Consider the following 15,649-nt stretch of genomic DNA (forward strand, 5'->3'; position numbering starts at 1 on the left):
AAGCGGGTTAATAACAGAATTTGCCTGGCGGCTGTAGCGCGGTGGTCCCACCTGACCCCATGCCGAACTCAGAAGTGAAACGCCGTAGCGCCGATGGTAGTGTGGGGTCTCCCCATGCGAGAGTAGGGAACTGCCAGGCATCAAATAAAGTGAAGAAGCCCATCCTGACGGATGGGCTTTTTTGCGTGTGTGCGGGGTAAAAACCGCCGGGCTGAACGTATTGATTGTGCAGGCCTGATAAGCGTAGCGCATCAGGCAGATCACGACACCGCAGTTATCTTCTGGCCCATTGCGTAACAAAATCAGCTACTTGCTGTGTGTTGTTGATATCTAACAATGGAACATCCACCGCCAGCGGAACGTCACTGGCAACCGCTATAACATAGTCGTCCATCACCAATTCCTCAGGACTATGCCCGCAGCCTTCGCGGAAAAGTAGGATCTTAGCGACAGGTTCATGCTTAAATCCCTCGACCAACACCATATCCAACGTTGAAGCGTCCATCCGGCTTACCAGATACGCTAAATCCAGTTCGGGCTCTTTCGGTGTTTCTACCATTAATGCCCAACGTTGCTGGCTGGCGACCAGCGTTTGTGCTGCACCGGCTTTGCGTAACTCATAGCTATCTTTACCGGGCTTGTCGACATCCATCTTGTGATGAGTATGCTTAATCAATCCGGGACGTATACCTCTGGCACGTAGTTCCGGGATCAACTTTTTGAGCAGCGTGGTTTTTCCCGTGCCGCTCCATGCCGCAATGGCGAGTAATGGGATCATGATTTTTCCTGCCATTTTGCGAGCTCTTCGGGGGTGTTCACGTTTACGAACGCATCTTTATGATCGCTGAAATCGACAGCATGACCGCCAGCCAGACGCATAAAGACCATAACGCGTCGTTCACCGGACTGAAGATAATCCTGCAGTAAAGGCTGCATAGAGCGGTGCATCAGCGCAATGGTTGGGTGATCTCTTTCACCATCATGCACCCAGACAACCGGTGCTGCTTTGCGCTGCTCTTTTAAACGAGCGACCAGATCGTGAGGAATATAGGGCATATCGCACGGGCAGAACAAAAACCATTCTCCCGTTTGCTGCAGGAATACCGATAGCATCCCGGCCAGTGGGCCAGGGAAATCGGCCAATGAATCGGGAATAACTTTCAGGCCGCTTTGCTGGTATATATCCCTGTGGCGATTGGCATTAACCACCACGGTTTCGACCTGCAAAGCGAGAATGTCGGCCACATGTCGCCAAAGAGGTTTACCGTCCAGCTCAAGCAGACCTTTATCGGTTCCGCCCATCCGTCTGGCCTTACCGCCAGCCAGCACAACCCCTGTTATTGCACTATCCAGAATCACTGATATCGCCTCTTTTAATGTGGGATTGACCCTGCTAACGTATCTGTATTGAGCCTAAGGAGCACAACCATGAAATGTAAACGTCTGAATGAAGTTATTGAACTCCTCCAGCCTGCCTGGCAGAAGGAACCCGATCTTAACCTGATGCAATTTTTACAGAAACTGGCGCAAGAGTCAGGTTTTGACGGCGAACTGGCGGATTTAACTGATGACATTCTGATCTATCACCTGAAAATGCGTGACTCGGCGAAAGATGCGGTCATTCCAGGTATTCAGAAAGATTATGAAGAAGATTTTAAAACTGCACTACTCCGCGCACGTGGCGTAATTAAAGAGTAAAAGCTTGTAATCGCCGCCACCGAAAGCGCTGCGAAATGATATCCTGAATCATTCGTAGTATTTTCCGGATGATGGGATGAACGACAACGCTTTTAATTTCCAGACGCTACACCCGGATACCATCATGGATGCACTGTTTGAGCAGGGGATCCGGGTGGACTCCGGGCTTACCCCGCTTAACAGTTATGAAAACCGTGTCTATCAATTCCAGGACGAAGACCGTCGACGCTTTGTCGTTAAGTTTTATCGCCCTGAACGTTGGTCTGTCGATCAGATCCAGGAAGAGCACCAGTTTGCTCTGGAACTGGTAAACGATGAAGTCCCGGTAGCTGCTCCGCTGGTATTCAGCGGCCAAACGCTATTAAGCCATCAGGGTTTCCATTATGCGATCTTCCCCAGCGTCGGTGGACGCCAGTTTGAAGCCGACAACATCGATCAGATGGAGGCGGTGGGGTGCTATCTCGGGCGTATGCACCAGACCGGATGCAAGCGTACTTTTGCCTTCCGCCCAACGATCGGCCTTGAAGAATACCTGACTGAGCCGCGTAAAGTTTTTGAACACGCACAGCTAATCCCATCAGGGCAAAAAGCGGCCTTCCTGAAGGCAACGGATGCGCTTATCGCGATCGTTACTGAACGCTGGCATACGCGTTTAACCACGTTACGCCTGCACGGTGATTGTCATGCCGGTAATATTCTGTGGCGCGATGGCCCGATGTTTGTCGATTTAGATGATGCCCGCAACGGTCCGGCTATTCAGGATTTATGGATGCTCCTCAATGGCGATAAAGCTGAACAACGTATGCAGCTTGAAACCATTATCGAGGCTTATGAAGAGTTTAGTGAGTTCGACATCTCTGAAATCGGACTGATAGAACCTTTACGCGCTATGCGTTTAGTTTATTATCTTGCCTGGCTAATTCGACGTTGGGCTGACCCTGCATTTCCAAAAAACTTCCCGTGGTTAACCGGGGAAGATTACTGGCATCGTCAGACCGCGACCTTTATTGAGCAGGCAAAAATTCTGCAAGAGCCCCCCTTACAATTAACGCCAATGTATTAATCGGAGAAACTTGAACATGAAAAAAATATGGCTGGCGCTGGCTGGTATGGTCTTAGCTTTTAGCGCATCTGCAGCGCAGTTCCAGGATGGCAAACAATACATCACTCTGGAAAAGCCAGTTGCGGGTGAACCGCAAGTGTTGGAGTTCTTCTCCTTCTACTGCCCGCACTGCTACCAGTTTGAAGAAGTGCTTCACGTATCTGATAATGTGAAGAAAAAGCTGCCGGAAGGCACCAAGATGACCAAATACCACGTCGAGTTTCTCGGGCCTTTGGGTAAAGATCTGACGCAGGCATGGGCGGTTGCAATGGCGCTGGGTGTTGAAGATCAGGTCACCGTTCCGCTGTTTGAAGGCGTTCAGAAAACCCAGACCGTTCAGTCTGTTGCTGATATCCGTAAAGTGTTTGTCGACGCAGGTATTAAAGGCGAAGATTATGATGCGGCATGGAACAGCTTCGTGGTGAAATCACTTGTGGCACAGCAGGAAAAAGCGGCGGCTGATTTACAGCTGCAGGGCGTTCCGGCGATGTTCGTGAATGGCAAATATCAGGTCAACCCGCAGGGCATGGATACCAGCAGCATGGATATCTTCGTACAACAGTATGCGGATACCGTGAAGTACCTGGTTGGTCAGAAATAAAAGCAAAAGCCGGTCACTGACCGGCTTTTTTATTTGAGGCTTTAATCGCGTCGAGCTGCGCGTCTTTCTCACTCCATAGCGTATTTAGCCAGAGCTGAAACCGACGCTTGAATCCCTTATCGTTCACGTAATCACCGTGCAACTCTTCATGAATTGGCTCCAGATTCACCCGCACGACAATCCGCGTTAACTTACCGCTCAGCATGTCGTAGAACGGTCGACTGCTGTTTTCCGGATAGCACAACGTGACGTTCAACATTTTATCGAACTGTGAACCCAGTACATTCAATGCCATTGCAATACCGGCCGCCTTAGGAGGGAGCAGGTTTTGATAGGGCGAGCGGGTTTGCTCACGTTTATCTTTGGTAAAGCGCGAACCTTCGACAAAATTCACAATGGTTGTCGGGTGTACGCGAAATTTCTCGCAGGAACGACGCGTTGTTTCGACATCTTTACCACGGCGTTCCGGATGGCGAAGCAGATAGCCACGTGAATAGCGTTTCATAAACGGCATATCCAGCGCCCAGCAGGCCAGGCCAATAAAGGGTACCCAGGCCAACTGCTGCTTGAGGAAATATTTATTCATCGGGATGTGCTTACGGAACAGAACGCAAAGCACAACGATATCGGCCCAGCTGTAATGATTACAAATGAGCAGATACCAGTTTTTCTTGCTAAGACCTTCCAGTCCTTCAACATCCCACTTTAGCCGTGGATTAAGGTGCAGCAGTAGCGCCAGGCCTTCACACCAGCAGTACATCATGAAATTACAGAAGACAGAAACCTTGCGCCAGACGACAGGAATAGGCAAAAGGAGTTTCACAACTCCCGCAAGGATGATCGGCACAGAACAAAAAATCGTGACCAATATGGTCAATACGATACTCAGCAACAGCGTTATCGCAGCGAGTATTCTCGTCATAATTAAATTATTCAAAAGGTTAGCCATAGACAGTGCGCGAAAGAGGCGCAAGGGGCTGATTTTATCAGAAAACGAACCAAATGATGGATCTTCCCTCAATAGAAAAAAGAGGAATATCTATCCACATCAGGATATAAGCTGTAAAAATGGAATAAAATGCTGTCTATTTATTTAATTCATTGAAATACATATAAAAATATAATGAGATAATAATTGCCTTGTTATATTTAAAGAGCTGTAAATTATTTATTCACAAAGTTATCCACAGCTGTCTTTGCGAGCAAAGCAGAAGATCTACAAAAGTTTTTCGACAAATGCGGCGAAAAACTCATGTTTTCATCCTGTCTGTGGCATCCTTTACCCATAATCTGATAAACAGGCACGGACATTATGGTTCAGATCCCAGAAAACCCACTTATCCTTGTAGATGGCTCATCTTACCTGTATCGCGCATACCACGCGTTCCCACCGCTGACTAACAGCGCAGGAGAACCTACGGGCGCGATGTACGGTGTCCTCAACATGCTGCGTAGCTTGATTTTGCAATATCAGCCGACCCACGCGGCGGTGGTATTCGACGCCAAGGGTAAAACCTTCCGTGATGAGTTATTCGAACACTATAAGTCGCACCGCCCACCCATGCCGGACGATCTGCGTGCGCAGATTGAACCTCTGCATGCGATGGTAAAAGCGATGGGGCTGCCATTGCTGGCGGTTTCTGGCGTGGAGGCGGATGATGTCATCGGTACGCTGGCGCGGGAAGCGGAGAAGGTGGGTCGTCCGGTGCTGATTAGCACTGGTGATAAAGATATGGCTCAGTTGGTGACGCCGAATATCACCCTTATCAACACCATGACCAATACGATCCTCGGCCCGGATGAAGTGGTGAATAAATACGGTGTCCCGCCGGAACTGATCATCGATTTCCTGGCGCTGATGGGGGATTCCTCAGATAACATTCCTGGCGTTCCAGGCGTAGGTGAAAAAACTGCGCAGGCTCTGCTGCAGGGGCTGGGTGGGCTGGATACTCTCTATGCTGAATCAGACAAAATTGCGGGGCTGACTTTCCGTGGTGCGAAAACCATGGCGGGCAAACTCGAGCAGAATAAAGAGGTGGCGTACCTCTCTTATCAATTGGCTACTATCAAAACGGATGTTGAGCTGGAGTTGACCTGCGAGCAGCTGGAAGTCCGTCAACCGGCAGCAGAAGAACTGCTTGGCCTGTTTAAACAGTATGAATTCAAACGTTGGGTTACTGACGTTGAAGCGGGTAAATGGCTACAGGCGAAAGGGACGAAGCCGGCGGCAAAACCGCAAGAAACTATTGTCGTCGATGAAACGCCTGAGGAGCCGGCTACGGTTCTTTCGTATGATAACTATGTGACGATTCTGGACGAAGCGACGCTGGAAGAGTGGATCGCGAAGCTGAAAAAAGCACCTGTCTTTGCCTTCGATACTGAAACTGACAGCCTGGACAATATTTCCGCGAATCTGGTTGGCCTGTCTTTTGCCATTGAACCGGGTGTGGCGGCATATGTTCCTGTTGCCCACGATTACCTGGATGCCCCCGATCAAATAGCTCGCGATCGCGCGCTGGAGCTGCTGAAGCCGCTGCTGGAAGATGAGAACGCGCACAAAGTCGGGCAGAACCTGAAGTACGATCGCGGTATCCTGGCGAACTATGGCATCGAGCTGCGCGGCATCACCTTTGACACCATGCTTGAATCCTACATTCTTAACAGCGTTGCTGGCCGACACGATATGGACAGCCTGTCGGACCGCTGGCTTAAACATAAAACTATCACCTTTGAAGAGATCGCTGGAAAAGGCAAAAACCAGCTGACCTTTAACCAGATAGCATTGGAAGAAGCCGGGCGTTACGCTGCGGAAGACGCCGACGTTACGCTACAGCTGCATCTGAAAATGTGGCCAGAATTACAGCAGCATAAAGGGCCACTGAACGTCTTTGAAAATATCGATATGCCGCTGGTGCCAGTTTTGTCTCGTGTTGAGCGCAACGGTGTGAAAATCAATCCGGCTGTTCTGCACAAGCATTCAGAAGAACTGACGCTGCGTTTGAACGAGCTGGAGCAAAAAGCACACGAGATCGCCGGAGAAGCGTTTAACCTCTCTTCCACCAAGCAACTGCAAACCATCCTGTTTGAAAAGCAGGGTATTAAGCCGCTGAAGAAAACCCCTGGTGGCGCACCATCAACGTCAGAAGAGGTGCTGGAAGAGCTCGCGCTGGATTATCCGTTGCCGAAAGTTATCCTGGAATATCGTGGTTTAGCAAAACTGAAGTCGACCTATACGGATAAGCTTCCGTTGATGATTAACAAGAAGACCGGGCGCGTGCACACTTCCTATCATCAGGCAGTTACCGCAACGGGTCGCTTGTCTTCAACGGATCCGAACCTGCAAAACATCCCGGTACGTAATGACGAAGGTCGTCGTATTCGTCAGGCGTTCATTGCGCCAGAAGACTACGTGATTGTCTCTGCGGACTACTCACAGATTGAACTGCGTATCATGGCGCACCTTTCACGTGATAAAGGTCTGCTTACCGCGTTTGCCGAAGGGAAAGATATTCACCGCGCAACGGCGGCAGAAGTCTTTGGTTTACCGCTTGATTCTGTGACCAGCGAGCAACGCCGCAGCGCGAAAGCCATCAACTTCGGTTTGATCTACGGGATGAGCGCTTTTGGTCTGGCGCGCCAGTTGAATATTCCGCGTAAAGAAGCACAGAAGTACATGGATCTCTACTTCGAACGCTACCCTGGCGTGTTGGAATATATGGAACGCACCCGCGCGCAGGCGAAAGAGCAGGGTTATGTAGAAACGCTGGAAGGTCGCCGTCTCTATTTACCTGATATTAAATCCAGTAATGGTGCTCGTCGTGCAGGTGCAGAACGCGCGGCAATTAACGCCCCGATGCAGGGTACTGCCGCAGACATTATCAAACGAGCGATGATTGCGGTGGACAGATGGCTGCAAACCGAGCAACCGCGTGTGCGTATGATCATGCAGGTACACGACGAACTGGTGTTTGAAGTGCATAAAGATGACCTCGAAAGCGTCTCTAAAAAGATCCACCAACTGATGGAAAACGAGACCCAGATTGACGTGCCGTTGCTGGTGGAAGTCGGTAGTGGCGAAAACTGGGATCAGGCGCACTAAGGGTTTACTGAATAACGGCTCTTTTTCGTAACTAAGCAACATAAGAGAGAGCTTTTTGTGATGTCCATTAGAATTCCCTATGTAAGGAATGAAAAAAAATTACAAAAAGTGCTTTCTGAGCTGCTCAAAAAAGAGTAAAGTTATTCTCGTAGGGTACAGAGGTAAGATGTTCTATCTTTCAGACCTTTTACTTCACGTAATCGGATTTGGCTGAATATTTTAGCCGCCCCAGTCAGTAATGACTGGGGCGTTTTTTATTGTGCGAAAGAAAAGTTTTGTACATGCTGTAGGCCGGATAAGACGCGCAGCGGCGCCATCCGGCAATACGGTGGGTTATTCCCCGTCCTGCATCTCTTCAACCGGTGCCAGTTCACTAAACCAGCTATCCAGTTTTTGCCGCAGTTTGTCCACACCCAGCTTTTTCAGCGATGAGAATGCTTCTACCTGCACATCACCGTTAAATGCCAGTACGGCTTCGCGTACCATATTCAACTGCGCTTTGCGTGCACCGCTGGCCAGCTTATCTGCTTTAGTCAGCAGTACCAGAACCTGAACGTTGCTCTCAACCGCCCACAGGATCATCTGTTGATCGAGATCTTTTAACGGATGACGAATATCCATCAGTACCACCAGACCTTGCAGGCTCTGACGTTTTTCCAGATATTCAGCCAGCGCGCGCTGCCATTTGCGCTTCATCTCTTCTGGAACTTCGGCATAACCGTATCCTGGCAAATCGACCAGGCGTTTGCCGTCAACGACTTCAAACAGGTTGATGAGCTGAGTACGACCTGGCGTTTTAGATGTACGCGCCAGACCCTTTTGATTCGTCAGGGTATTTAGCGCACTGGATTTGCCTGCGTTGGAACGGCCAGCAAAAGCCACTTCTATACCCGTGTCGGAAGGTAAGTGGCGAATATCAGGCGCACTCATCACAAAGTGCGTCTGTTGATAATTCAAGTTAGTCAAAGCAGTCCTCTCCATCAATCAGGGCTTTGCAGCGATTATACCTGAACCCCAGCAAAAGGCTGGTTTTTCGACGAGTGGGCAGTGTGAGTAAAAACCACGCGCTTTGTGAGACATTGCCGACAGTTTCTATACGAGATGACAGAGTAAAAAATGACAGAACTAAAATAAATCATAGAGTTACATTTGGGCGCTATTCTTAAAATCAGAAATTGTTACCCAGGTTACTTGTACGTTTAAACCAAAACGGTAAAGTAGCGTCCATAGCGAGGAAGCTGACAGGATAGACGACTCAGGATGAGGGTCAGGAGCGCCAGGAGGCGAAGACACAGGATTGTCAGGAAGACAAACGTCCGGAGACGTTAGTAAAAGGAAATGGAAACAACACGGAATGTTAGAGGCTAAGGGAAAAACAGGGTGTGTTGATAGCCAACAGGGATTGTAGAGCCCGTAAGGGTTGAGAGTCAGGAAAAAAGGCGACAGATTACTCTGTCGCCTTTTTTCTTTATTTCTGCTAGATTCCGGCGCAATTATATACTGAATAAAACAGCCAAAGACGAATCATGATGAAACCAACTTCTACACCACGCGGTAAAGGTCCTGCAAAAGCGCGTCGTAAAACACGCGAAGAAATTAACCAGGAAGCTCGCGACCGTAAGCGCCAGAAAAAACACCGTGGTCATGCGGCAGGTAGCCGTGCGTCCGGTAGCGAAGGCGCATCTGGTGGCGGAAACCAAAATAAGCAAAAAGATCCTCGTATTGGCAGCAAAACCCCCATTCCATTGGGCGTGACCGAAAAAGTCACCAAACAGCACAAACCGAAGAGTGAGAAACCTATGCTTTCACCACAGGCTGAGTTGGATTTACTGGAAACGGATGAGCGCCTGGATGCGCTGCTGGAGCGTCTTGAAGCAGGAGAGACCCTGAGCGCGGAAGATCAGTCCTGGGTTGATGCTAAGCTGGACCGCATTGATGAGCTGATGCAAAAGCTGGGTCTTTCTTACGATGACGAGGAAGAAGAGGAAGAAGAAGAAAAGCAGGAAGACATGATGCGCCTGCTGAAAGGCGGCAACTAACGGTTTTACACCGTGGGTCTTCCCGTCCTGCTTATAACCCTTCCGGTTATATGTTATCTGGTGTGGTTATTCGTTAAACTACAGCGGTTGTCGCGGCGACAGAAGTGGCTGCGCAACCGACTTATCACCCGTACTGGGGTTAAGTCGGTACGCCGTACCCGCCAGAGACGCCATCGGAAGGAGTGAGCATGTCAGAGCAGTTAATAGACTGGGACCTGGCCCTGATCCAGAAATATAACTATTCCGGGCCACGATATACCTCGTACCCGACCGCGCTGGAGTTTTCTGAAGACTACGGCACTGAAGCATTTCTAAAGGCCGTGGCGCGTTATCCTGAGCGTCCTCTCTCGCTGTACGTTCACATCCCGTTCTGCCACAAGCTGTGTTATTTCTGTGGCTGTAACAAGGTCGTGACTCGCCAGCAGCATAAAGCCGATCAATACCTCGATGTCTTAGAACAAGAAATTATTCATCGCGCACCGCTGTTTGCCGGACGTCATGTCAGTCAGCTGCACTGGGGCGGCGGCACGCCAACGTATCTGAATAAAGCGCAAATCAGCCGTTTGATGTCGCTGCTGCGTGGCAACTTTAACTTTAACGACGACGCCGAAATCTCGATCGAAGTGGATCCGCGTGAAATTGAGCTGGATGTGCTCGATCATTTACGCGCTGAAGGTTTTAACCGCCTGAGCATGGGGGTGCAGGACTTCAATAAAGAAGTTCAGCGCCTGGTGAACCGTGAGCAGGATGAGGAGTTTATCTTTGCGCTGCTGAATCATGCGCGTGAGATTGGCTTTACCTCAACGAATATCGATCTGATTTATGGTTTGCCAAAACAGACGCCGGAAAGTTTCGCCTTTACCCTGAAACGCGTTGCTGAGCTGAATCCAGACCGACTGAGCGTCTTCAACTACGCGCACCTGCCGACGCTGTTTGCCGCTCAGCGCAAGATTAAAGACGCCGACCTGCCCAGCGCGCAGCAGAAGCTGGATATCCTGCAGGAAACCATTTCTTCACTGACCGAAACCGGTTATCAGTTCATTGGTATGGATCACTTTGCTCGGCCGGATGATGAGCTGGCGATTGCTCAACGCAAGGGTGTGCTGCATCGTAATTTCCAGGGTTATACCACCCAGGGTGATACCGATCTGCTGGGAATGGGCGTGTCAGCCATTAGTATGATTGGTGACAACTATGCGCAGAACCAGAAAGAGCTGAAGCGCTATTATCAGCAGGTAGACGAGCAGGGGGACGCACTGTGGCGCGGAATTGCCCTGACCCGCGATGACTGCATTCGTCGTGATGTTATTAAGCTCCTGATCTGTAACTTCCGCCTCGACTATGCCGCTGTGGAACAGCAATGGGCTCTGAACTTCGCTGACTATTTTGCCGAAGACCTGAAACTGCTGGCACCGCTGGCGAAAGATGGGCTGGTGGATGTGGATGAGAAGGGGATTCAGGTTACGCCGAAGGGGCGCCTGTTGATCCGTAATATTTGCATGTGCTTTGATGCCTATCTGCGGCAGAAAGCACGCATGCAGCAGTTCTCCCGCGTCATTTAACCGGGTTACCCGGTGGCGCTACGCTTACCGGGCCTACACGTCGCAATAATCTGTAGGCCGGATAAGCGTTAGCGCCATCCGGCGCGCCTTCAGCTGAACAGCCCAACCAGCGCCGCACACAGCACTGCGGCAACCGCAGTTTGTGGCGTATGGCTTTCGACCGCACCGCTCGACAGCAGATTAATCATTGATTCCAGCATGATGACTTCCCCCGTTTGCCGGGCACGATCATACTTAACTCATCGGAACAGTAAAGCGCAAAATAGCAGCAATTTGCGCTCAATTATCAATCTTTACACAGTGACGAATCGTCACTCCATTCCGAGTTCTTTTAACTTACGCGTCAAGGTATTACGGCCCCAGCCAAGCAGGCGTGCGGCTTCCTGTTTGTGCCCCTGGGTATGACGTAGCGCGGTGGTCAACAGTGTGCGCTCCATTTCCGGTTGAGCCTCAGAAAGCAGGTTTTGATGACCGGAACGCAAGGCCCGGTCTGCCCACTGTGCCAACAGGGTTGCCCAGCTGTCTGGCTGCATATGGGACGGTGCGTCAGGCACGGTGGTTTCAAACAGCTCGGCTGGTAAGTCCTGAATCAGTACTTCCTGCCCGGCCGCCATGACGGTTAACCAGCGGCAGGTGTTCTCAAGCTGACGCACGTTACCCGGCCAGGCCAGACGGGTCAGCGCCGCCTCGGTCTCCGGGTGTAATTGTTTGGCTTCAACCCCCAGTTCGTGCGCGGCCTCCTGCAGGAAATGGCGCGCCAGACGTGGGATATCTTCCCGACGTTCACGCAGCGGCGGCAAATGCACGCGGATGACGTTTAAACGATGGAATAAGTCTTCGCGGAATTTGCCTTCCTGTACGCGTAGTTCCAGATTCTGGTGCGTGGCGGCGATAATACGTACGTCCACCTTCACGGGCGCATAGCCGCCAACGCGATAAAACTGTCCATCGGCTAATACGCGCAATAAACGCGTTTGCACGTCCAGCGGCATATCGCCAATTTCATCGAGGAACAGCGTACCGCCGTCAGCCTGTTCAAAGCGCCCCTGGCGAATCGTATTCGCCCCGGTAAATGCCCCTTTTTCATGACCAAACAGCTCAGATTCGATCAAATCTTTCGGAATAGCCGCCATGTTCAGGGCGATAAACGGCGCTTTGACGCGCGGGCTATGACGGTGCAACGCATGGGCGACCAGCTCTTTACCGGTCCCGGACTCCCCGTTAATCAATACGCTGATTGACGATCGGGACAGGCGGCCAATAATGCGAAAGACGTCCTGCATTGCCGGCGCTTCGCCGATGATGTCAGTTGTTGGGCCGTTTATCTGAACATTGCGCGGCTGCTGCTGTTCCTGATAATGGCTGATGGCACGTTCGACCAGCGCCACGGCTTCATCAATATCAAAAGGTTTGGGCAGATAATCAAACGCCCCTTGCTGATAGGCGCTGACGGCAGCATCCAGATCGGAGTGCGCGGTCATTATGATGACCGGAAGCATCGGATGCCGCTGTTTAATCTGTTTTAACAGCGTCAGACCGTCCATGCCCGGCATGCGAATATCCGACAACAGTACGTCAGGCGTTTTGCTGGCCAGCGCGTCCAGCACCTCTTTACCACTTTCAAATGTGGTACAGCTTAGCCCTGCCCCTGCGAGCGCACGTTCAAGCACCCAACGGATGGAACTATCGTCATCAACGACCCAGACTATTCCTCGTTGCATAAACGTCACCTTATTTCCTGATAGGCAGGTAAACCGAGAACTCGGTATGACCCGGCCAACTGGTAAATTCAATTTTGCCGGAATGTTGATCAATTAAATTGCGGGCGATGGATAATCCAAGCCCGGTACCGCCTTCGCGACCGCTGACCATTGGGTAGAACAGCGTGTCCTGCAAATGCGAGGGAATACCCGGACCGTTGTCCTCAACATCAATCCGTGCCGCCAGGCGATAACGTACACCGTGCAGCGTGAGCTGAAACGCGGTGCGGGTACGCAGAATGATCTCACCGCCTTCCGCTCCCAGCGCCTGCAAAGCATTGCGCACGATGTTTAACAGAACCTGCTCGATCTGGTCCGGGTCGTGCAGTAATTCGGGCAGACTCGGGTCGTAATCACGAATCAGCGTGACGTTTTCCGGGAGCTCCATTGAGACCAGCGCCACCACGCGCTCCGCCACCTTGTGAATACTTTCCGTGACATGCATGCCAGGCTGTTGTGGTCCCAGCAGACGGTCGACCAGATTACGCAGGCGGTCGGCCTGCTCAATAATGACTTTGGTATATTCGGTCAGCGCCGGGTCCGGAAGCGCTTTGCTGAGTAGCTGCGCTGCGCCGCGTAATCCACCTAAAGGGTTCTTGATTTCGTGCGCCAGACCGCGCACCAGATCGCGGGCGGCAATCTGCTGGGCGTGCTGGAGCTGCTCCTGACTCAGACGGCGCTGGTTATCCATTGGCGCCATCTCCAGCAGGATAAGGCCATCAGGCAGCCTCTGAGCGGTCACTGAGAGGATATGTGAGTGGCTGTCTATCACCAGCGTCACTTCGTTATCCGTAAAGCCCTGGCCTGCTTCCAGGCTCTCTCGCATCAGCCCGATGTTTAAGGAGAAATAACTCAACAGATCGGGAAGCGGTGTACCAAACAGTTTGCGGGAGCTTTGGGCGAGCAGCTGCTGTGCCGCCGGGTTGGCGTAATGTACCGCCAGCTCATCGTCGACGAGCAAAATGCTGTTGATTAAAGAATTGAGGATCTGCCCAGCATCGGGCAGCGTGCCGGTTGCCATTCAGCAGTCTCCTGAAAAGTGTTGCACCAATTTAGTGCATTATAGCTTTTTACATCAAAAAAGCGCGAGAAAGCAGGTTGTTAGTGGAGAAAAAAGCCCATCCTGGGATGGGCTACAGATGACTGGCAAACGCAGATGCCGGATGGCGGCTTTGCTTTATCCGGCCTACAAGGTGATGTTACCGGTAGGCCTGATAAGCTTGCGCCATCAGGCGTCTTATCATTCGCCATCGATCTCAAGCCTGCCTGAGCAGGCTAAAATTTCCACGGCAACTCAAACGATTAAACGCTGTAGTACAGCTCAAACTCTACCGGGTGCGGAGTCATACGCACACGGTCATCTTCTTCGCGACGCAGCGTAATATACGCATCGATCGCTTCATTGGTGAACACGCCGCCTGCAGTCAGGAACTCACGGTCCAGATCCAGTTCTTTCAGTGCTTCTTCCAGAGAACCAGCAACCTGTGGGATCTCTTTCGCTTCTTCCGGCGGCAGGTCGTACAGGTTTTTGTCCATGGCTTCGCCCGGGTGGATCTTGTTCTTGATACCGTCAAGACCAGCCATCAGCAGTGCTGCGAAGCACAGGTACGGGTTAGCAGCCGGGTCCGGGAAACGCACTTCAATACGACGCGCTTTCGGAGAAGCAACAACCGGAATACGGATAGAAGCAGAACGGTTACGGGCAGAGTAAGCCAGCATTACCGGCGCTTCGTAGCCTGGGACCAGACGCTTATAGGAGTTGGTGGTCGGGTTAGCCAGGGCGTTGATCGCTTTAGCGTGCTTGATTACACCGCCGATGTAGAACAGCGCCTGCTCAGACAGACCCGCATATTTGTCGCCAGAGAACAGGTTTACGCCGTTCTTGGACAGGGACATGTGGCAGTGCATACCGGAACCGTTATCACCGAACATCGGTTTTGGCATAAAGGTCGCGGTTTTACCGAAACGGTGCGCAACGTTGTGCACGACGTATTTGTAGATCTGAATTTCGTCCGCTTTTTTGGTCATGGTGTTAAAGCGGGTCGCGATTTCGTTCTGGCCAGCGGTCGCCACTTCGTGGTGATGCGCTTCAACAACCAGGCCCATCTCTTCCATGATCAGACACATGGTAGAACGGATGTCCTGAGAAGAATCTACCGGAGGAACCGGGAAGTAACCGCCTTTCACACCAGGACGGTGACCTTTGTTACCACCTTCGTATTTGGTGGAGGAGTTCCATGCGCCTTCGATGTCATCGATTGCCACGTGGGAACCGGAAATAGACGCGCCGAAACGGATGTCGTCAAACAGGAAGAATTCTGGCTCTGGCCCGAACAGAACGGTGTCTGCGATGCCGGTAGAACGCAGATACTCTTCAGCGCGTTTTGCGATGGAGCGCGGGTCGCGGTCATAGCCCTGCAGTGTACCAGGTTCCAGGATATCGCAACGGATGATCAGAGTGGACTCTTCATAGAACGGGTCGATGAGTGCAGTAGACGCATCTGGCATCAGAACCATGTCTGATTCGTTAATGCCTTTCCAGCCACCGATTGAGGAGCCGTCAAACATTTTGCCTTCTTCAAAGAATTCGGCATTTACCTGATGAGCAGGAATAGTGACGTGCTGTTCTTTACCTTTGGTATCAGTGAAGCGCAAATCAACAAACTTCACTTCGTGTTCGTTCAGCATCGTCAAAACGTGTTCAGCGGACATACTTACTCTCCCGGATTGGTCATGGTCGTCGTGGTAACGAAGTCTTCAATTCTGCAAAAAATTGGCCGTGTCGCCG

At 51.2% G+C, this 15,649-nt stretch carries 14 protein-coding genes, 1 rRNA gene and 1 pseudogene; 8 read left to right on the forward strand and 8 right to left on the reverse strand.

Features of this window, described 5'->3' with window-relative positions:
• The first annotated feature begins 23 nt into the window (after nucleotides 1-23).
• Nucleotides 24-139 (forward strand): 5S ribosomal RNA (rrf, locus tag WN16_RS04090).
• A 135-nt stretch (nucleotides 140-274) separates the two neighbouring features.
• On the opposite strand, the gene mobB is transcribed toward rrf, so the two are convergent.
• Together mobB and mobA are read right to left on the reverse strand one after the other, a co-directional pair.
• Nucleotides 275-778, reverse strand: coding sequence for a molybdopterin-guanine dinucleotide biosynthesis protein MobB (gene mobB / locus WN16_RS04095; protein WP_003840407.1), 504 nt, complete (start codon nucleotides 776-778; stop codon nucleotides 275-277).
• A complete protein-coding gene (gene mobA / locus WN16_RS04100; RefSeq protein ID WP_003028614.1) occupies nucleotides 775-1,359 on the reverse strand; it encodes a molybdenum cofactor guanylyltransferase MobA in 585 nt (194 codons plus the stop codon). The genes mobB and mobA overlap by 4 nt, the downstream gene beginning before the upstream one ends.
• A 69-nt stretch (nucleotides 1,360-1,428) precedes the next feature.
• On the opposite strand from mobA, the gene WN16_RS04105 reads away from it, so the two are divergent.
• The 3 genes from WN16_RS04105 (at nucleotide 1,429) to dsbA (ending at nucleotide 3,401) form a co-directional block, all read left to right on the forward strand.
• Nucleotides 1,429-1,698 carry a YihD family protein gene (locus tag WN16_RS04105; RefSeq protein WP_003028616.1) on the forward strand — a complete coding sequence of 90 codons (270 nt, stop codon included), beginning with the start codon at nucleotides 1,429-1,431 and terminating at the stop codon, nucleotides 1,696-1,698.
• 76 nt (nucleotides 1,699-1,774) lie between these two features.
• On the forward strand, nucleotides 1,775-2,761 hold the full coding sequence (locus WN16_RS04110; protein WP_044701806.1) for a serine/threonine protein kinase: 987 nt from the start codon (nucleotides 1,775-1,777) through the stop codon (nucleotides 2,759-2,761).
• A 16-nt stretch (nucleotides 2,762-2,777) separates the two neighbouring features.
• Complete coding sequence (gene dsbA / locus WN16_RS04115) at nucleotides 2,778-3,401, forward strand: thiol:disulfide interchange protein DsbA (RefSeq protein WP_003028621.1); 624 nt, start codon at nucleotides 2,778-2,780, stop codon at nucleotides 3,399-3,401.
• Nucleotides 3,402-3,414: 13 nt separating this feature from the next.
• On the opposite strand, the gene WN16_RS04120 is transcribed toward dsbA, so the two are convergent.
• Nucleotides 3,415-4,350: an acyltransferase gene (locus WN16_RS04120; RefSeq protein ID WP_003028622.1), complete on the reverse strand. Its 936-nt coding sequence runs from the start codon at nucleotides 4,348-4,350 to the stop codon at nucleotides 3,415-3,417.
• Nucleotides 4,351-4,713: 363 nt separating this feature from the next.
• On the opposite strand from WN16_RS04120, the gene polA reads away from it, so the two are divergent.
• Nucleotides 4,714-7,500, forward strand: coding sequence for a DNA polymerase I (polA, locus tag WN16_RS04125; RefSeq protein WP_044701808.1), 2,787 nt, complete (start codon nucleotides 4,714-4,716; stop codon nucleotides 7,498-7,500).
• Nucleotides 7,501-7,833: 333 nt separating this feature from the next.
• On the opposite strand, the gene yihA is transcribed toward polA, so the two are convergent.
• Complete coding sequence (yihA, locus tag WN16_RS04130) at nucleotides 7,834-8,466, reverse strand: ribosome biogenesis GTP-binding protein YihA/YsxC (RefSeq protein WP_003847926.1); 633 nt, start codon at nucleotides 8,464-8,466, stop codon at nucleotides 7,834-7,836.
• A gap of 260 nt (nucleotides 8,467-8,726) precedes the next feature.
• On the opposite strand from yihA, the pseudogene WN16_RS24475 reads away from it, so the two are divergent.
• The 3 genes and pseudogenes from WN16_RS24475 (at nucleotide 8,727) to hemN (ending at nucleotide 11,101) form a co-directional block, all read left to right on the forward strand.
• Nucleotides 8,727-8,861: pseudogene (locus WN16_RS24475) on the forward strand (hypothetical protein).
• A 168-nt stretch (nucleotides 8,862-9,029) separates the two neighbouring features.
• The gene (gene yihI, locus WN16_RS04135; protein ID WP_003028627.1) at nucleotides 9,030-9,539 is read left to right on the forward strand and encodes a Der GTPase-activating protein YihI; all 510 of its coding nucleotides are present in this window, start codon (nucleotides 9,030-9,032) and stop codon (nucleotides 9,537-9,539) included.
• Nucleotides 9,540-9,727: 188 nt separating this feature from the next.
• The gene (hemN, locus tag WN16_RS04140; RefSeq protein WP_003847923.1) at nucleotides 9,728-11,101 is read left to right on the forward strand and encodes an oxygen-independent coproporphyrinogen III oxidase; all 1,374 of its coding nucleotides are present in this window, start codon (nucleotides 9,728-9,730) and stop codon (nucleotides 11,099-11,101) included.
• A gap of 89 nt (nucleotides 11,102-11,190) precedes the next feature.
• On the opposite strand, the gene WN16_RS04145 is transcribed toward hemN, so the two are convergent.
• The 4 genes from WN16_RS04145 to glnA all read right to left on the reverse strand — a co-directional run bounded on the left by WN16_RS04145 (nucleotide 11,191) and on the right by glnA (nucleotide 15,573).
• A complete protein-coding gene (locus WN16_RS04145; RefSeq protein ID WP_003028631.1) occupies nucleotides 11,191-11,301 on the reverse strand; it encodes a YshB family small membrane protein in 111 nt (36 codons plus the stop codon).
• A gap of 111 nt (nucleotides 11,302-11,412) precedes the next feature.
• The gene (gene glnG / locus WN16_RS04150) at nucleotides 11,413-12,822 is read right to left on the reverse strand and encodes a nitrogen regulation protein NR(I) (RefSeq protein ID WP_003028633.1); all 1,410 of its coding nucleotides are present in this window, start codon (nucleotides 12,820-12,822) and stop codon (nucleotides 11,413-11,415) included.
• A gap of 10 nt (nucleotides 12,823-12,832) precedes the next feature.
• Entirely contained in the window at nucleotides 12,833-13,882 is a 1,050-nt protein-coding gene (gene glnL, locus WN16_RS04155; RefSeq protein ID WP_003028636.1) for a nitrogen regulation protein NR(II), read from the reverse strand.
• Between the two features lie 281 nt (nucleotides 13,883-14,163).
• The gene (gene glnA, locus WN16_RS04160) at nucleotides 14,164-15,573 is read right to left on the reverse strand and encodes a glutamate--ammonia ligase (protein ID WP_003028638.1); all 1,410 of its coding nucleotides are present in this window, start codon (nucleotides 15,571-15,573) and stop codon (nucleotides 14,164-14,166) included.
• Between the last annotated feature and the right edge of the window lie 76 nt (nucleotides 15,574-15,649).

It is taken from the genome of Citrobacter sp. ABFQG, from assembly GCF_004322975.1.
Classification (GTDB): Bacteria; Pseudomonadota; Gammaproteobacteria; order Enterobacterales; family Enterobacteriaceae; genus Citrobacter; species Citrobacter freundii.

Coding starts and splice junctions, on each gene's coding strand:
- mobB (WP_003840407.1), bottom strand. CDS start 778: ATGATCCCATTACTCGCCATTGCGGCATGGAGCGGCACGGGAAAAACC.
- WN16_RS04105 (WP_003028616.1), top strand. CDS start 1,429: ATGAAATGTAAACGTCTGAATGAAGTTATTGAACTCCTCCAGCCTGCC.
- WN16_RS04110 (WP_044701806.1), top strand. CDS start 1,775: ATGAACGACAACGCTTTTAATTTCCAGACGCTACACCCGGATACCATC.
- dsbA (WP_003028621.1), top strand. CDS start 2,778: ATGAAAAAAATATGGCTGGCGCTGGCTGGTATGGTCTTAGCTTTTAGC.
- WN16_RS04120 (WP_003028622.1), bottom strand. CDS start 4,350: ATGGCTAACCTTTTGAATAATTTAATTATGACGAGAATACTCGCTGCG.
- polA (WP_044701808.1), top strand. CDS start 4,714: ATGGTTCAGATCCCAGAAAACCCACTTATCCTTGTAGATGGCTCATCT.
- yihI (WP_003028627.1), top strand. CDS start 9,030: ATGAAACCAACTTCTACACCACGCGGTAAAGGTCCTGCAAAAGCGCGT.
- hemN (WP_003847923.1), top strand. CDS start 9,728: ATGTCAGAGCAGTTAATAGACTGGGACCTGGCCCTGATCCAGAAATAT.
- WN16_RS04145 (WP_003028631.1), bottom strand. CDS start 11,301: ATGCTGGAATCAATGATTAATCTGCTGTCGAGCGGTGCGGTCGAAAGC.
- glnG (WP_003028633.1), bottom strand. CDS start 12,822: ATGCAACGAGGAATAGTCTGGGTCGTTGATGACGATAGTTCCATCCGT.
- glnL (WP_003028636.1), bottom strand. CDS start 13,882: ATGGCAACCGGCACGCTGCCCGATGCTGGGCAGATCCTCAATTCTTTA.
- glnA (WP_003028638.1), bottom strand. CDS start 15,573: ATGTCCGCTGAACACGTTTTGACGATGCTGAACGAACACGAAGTGAAG.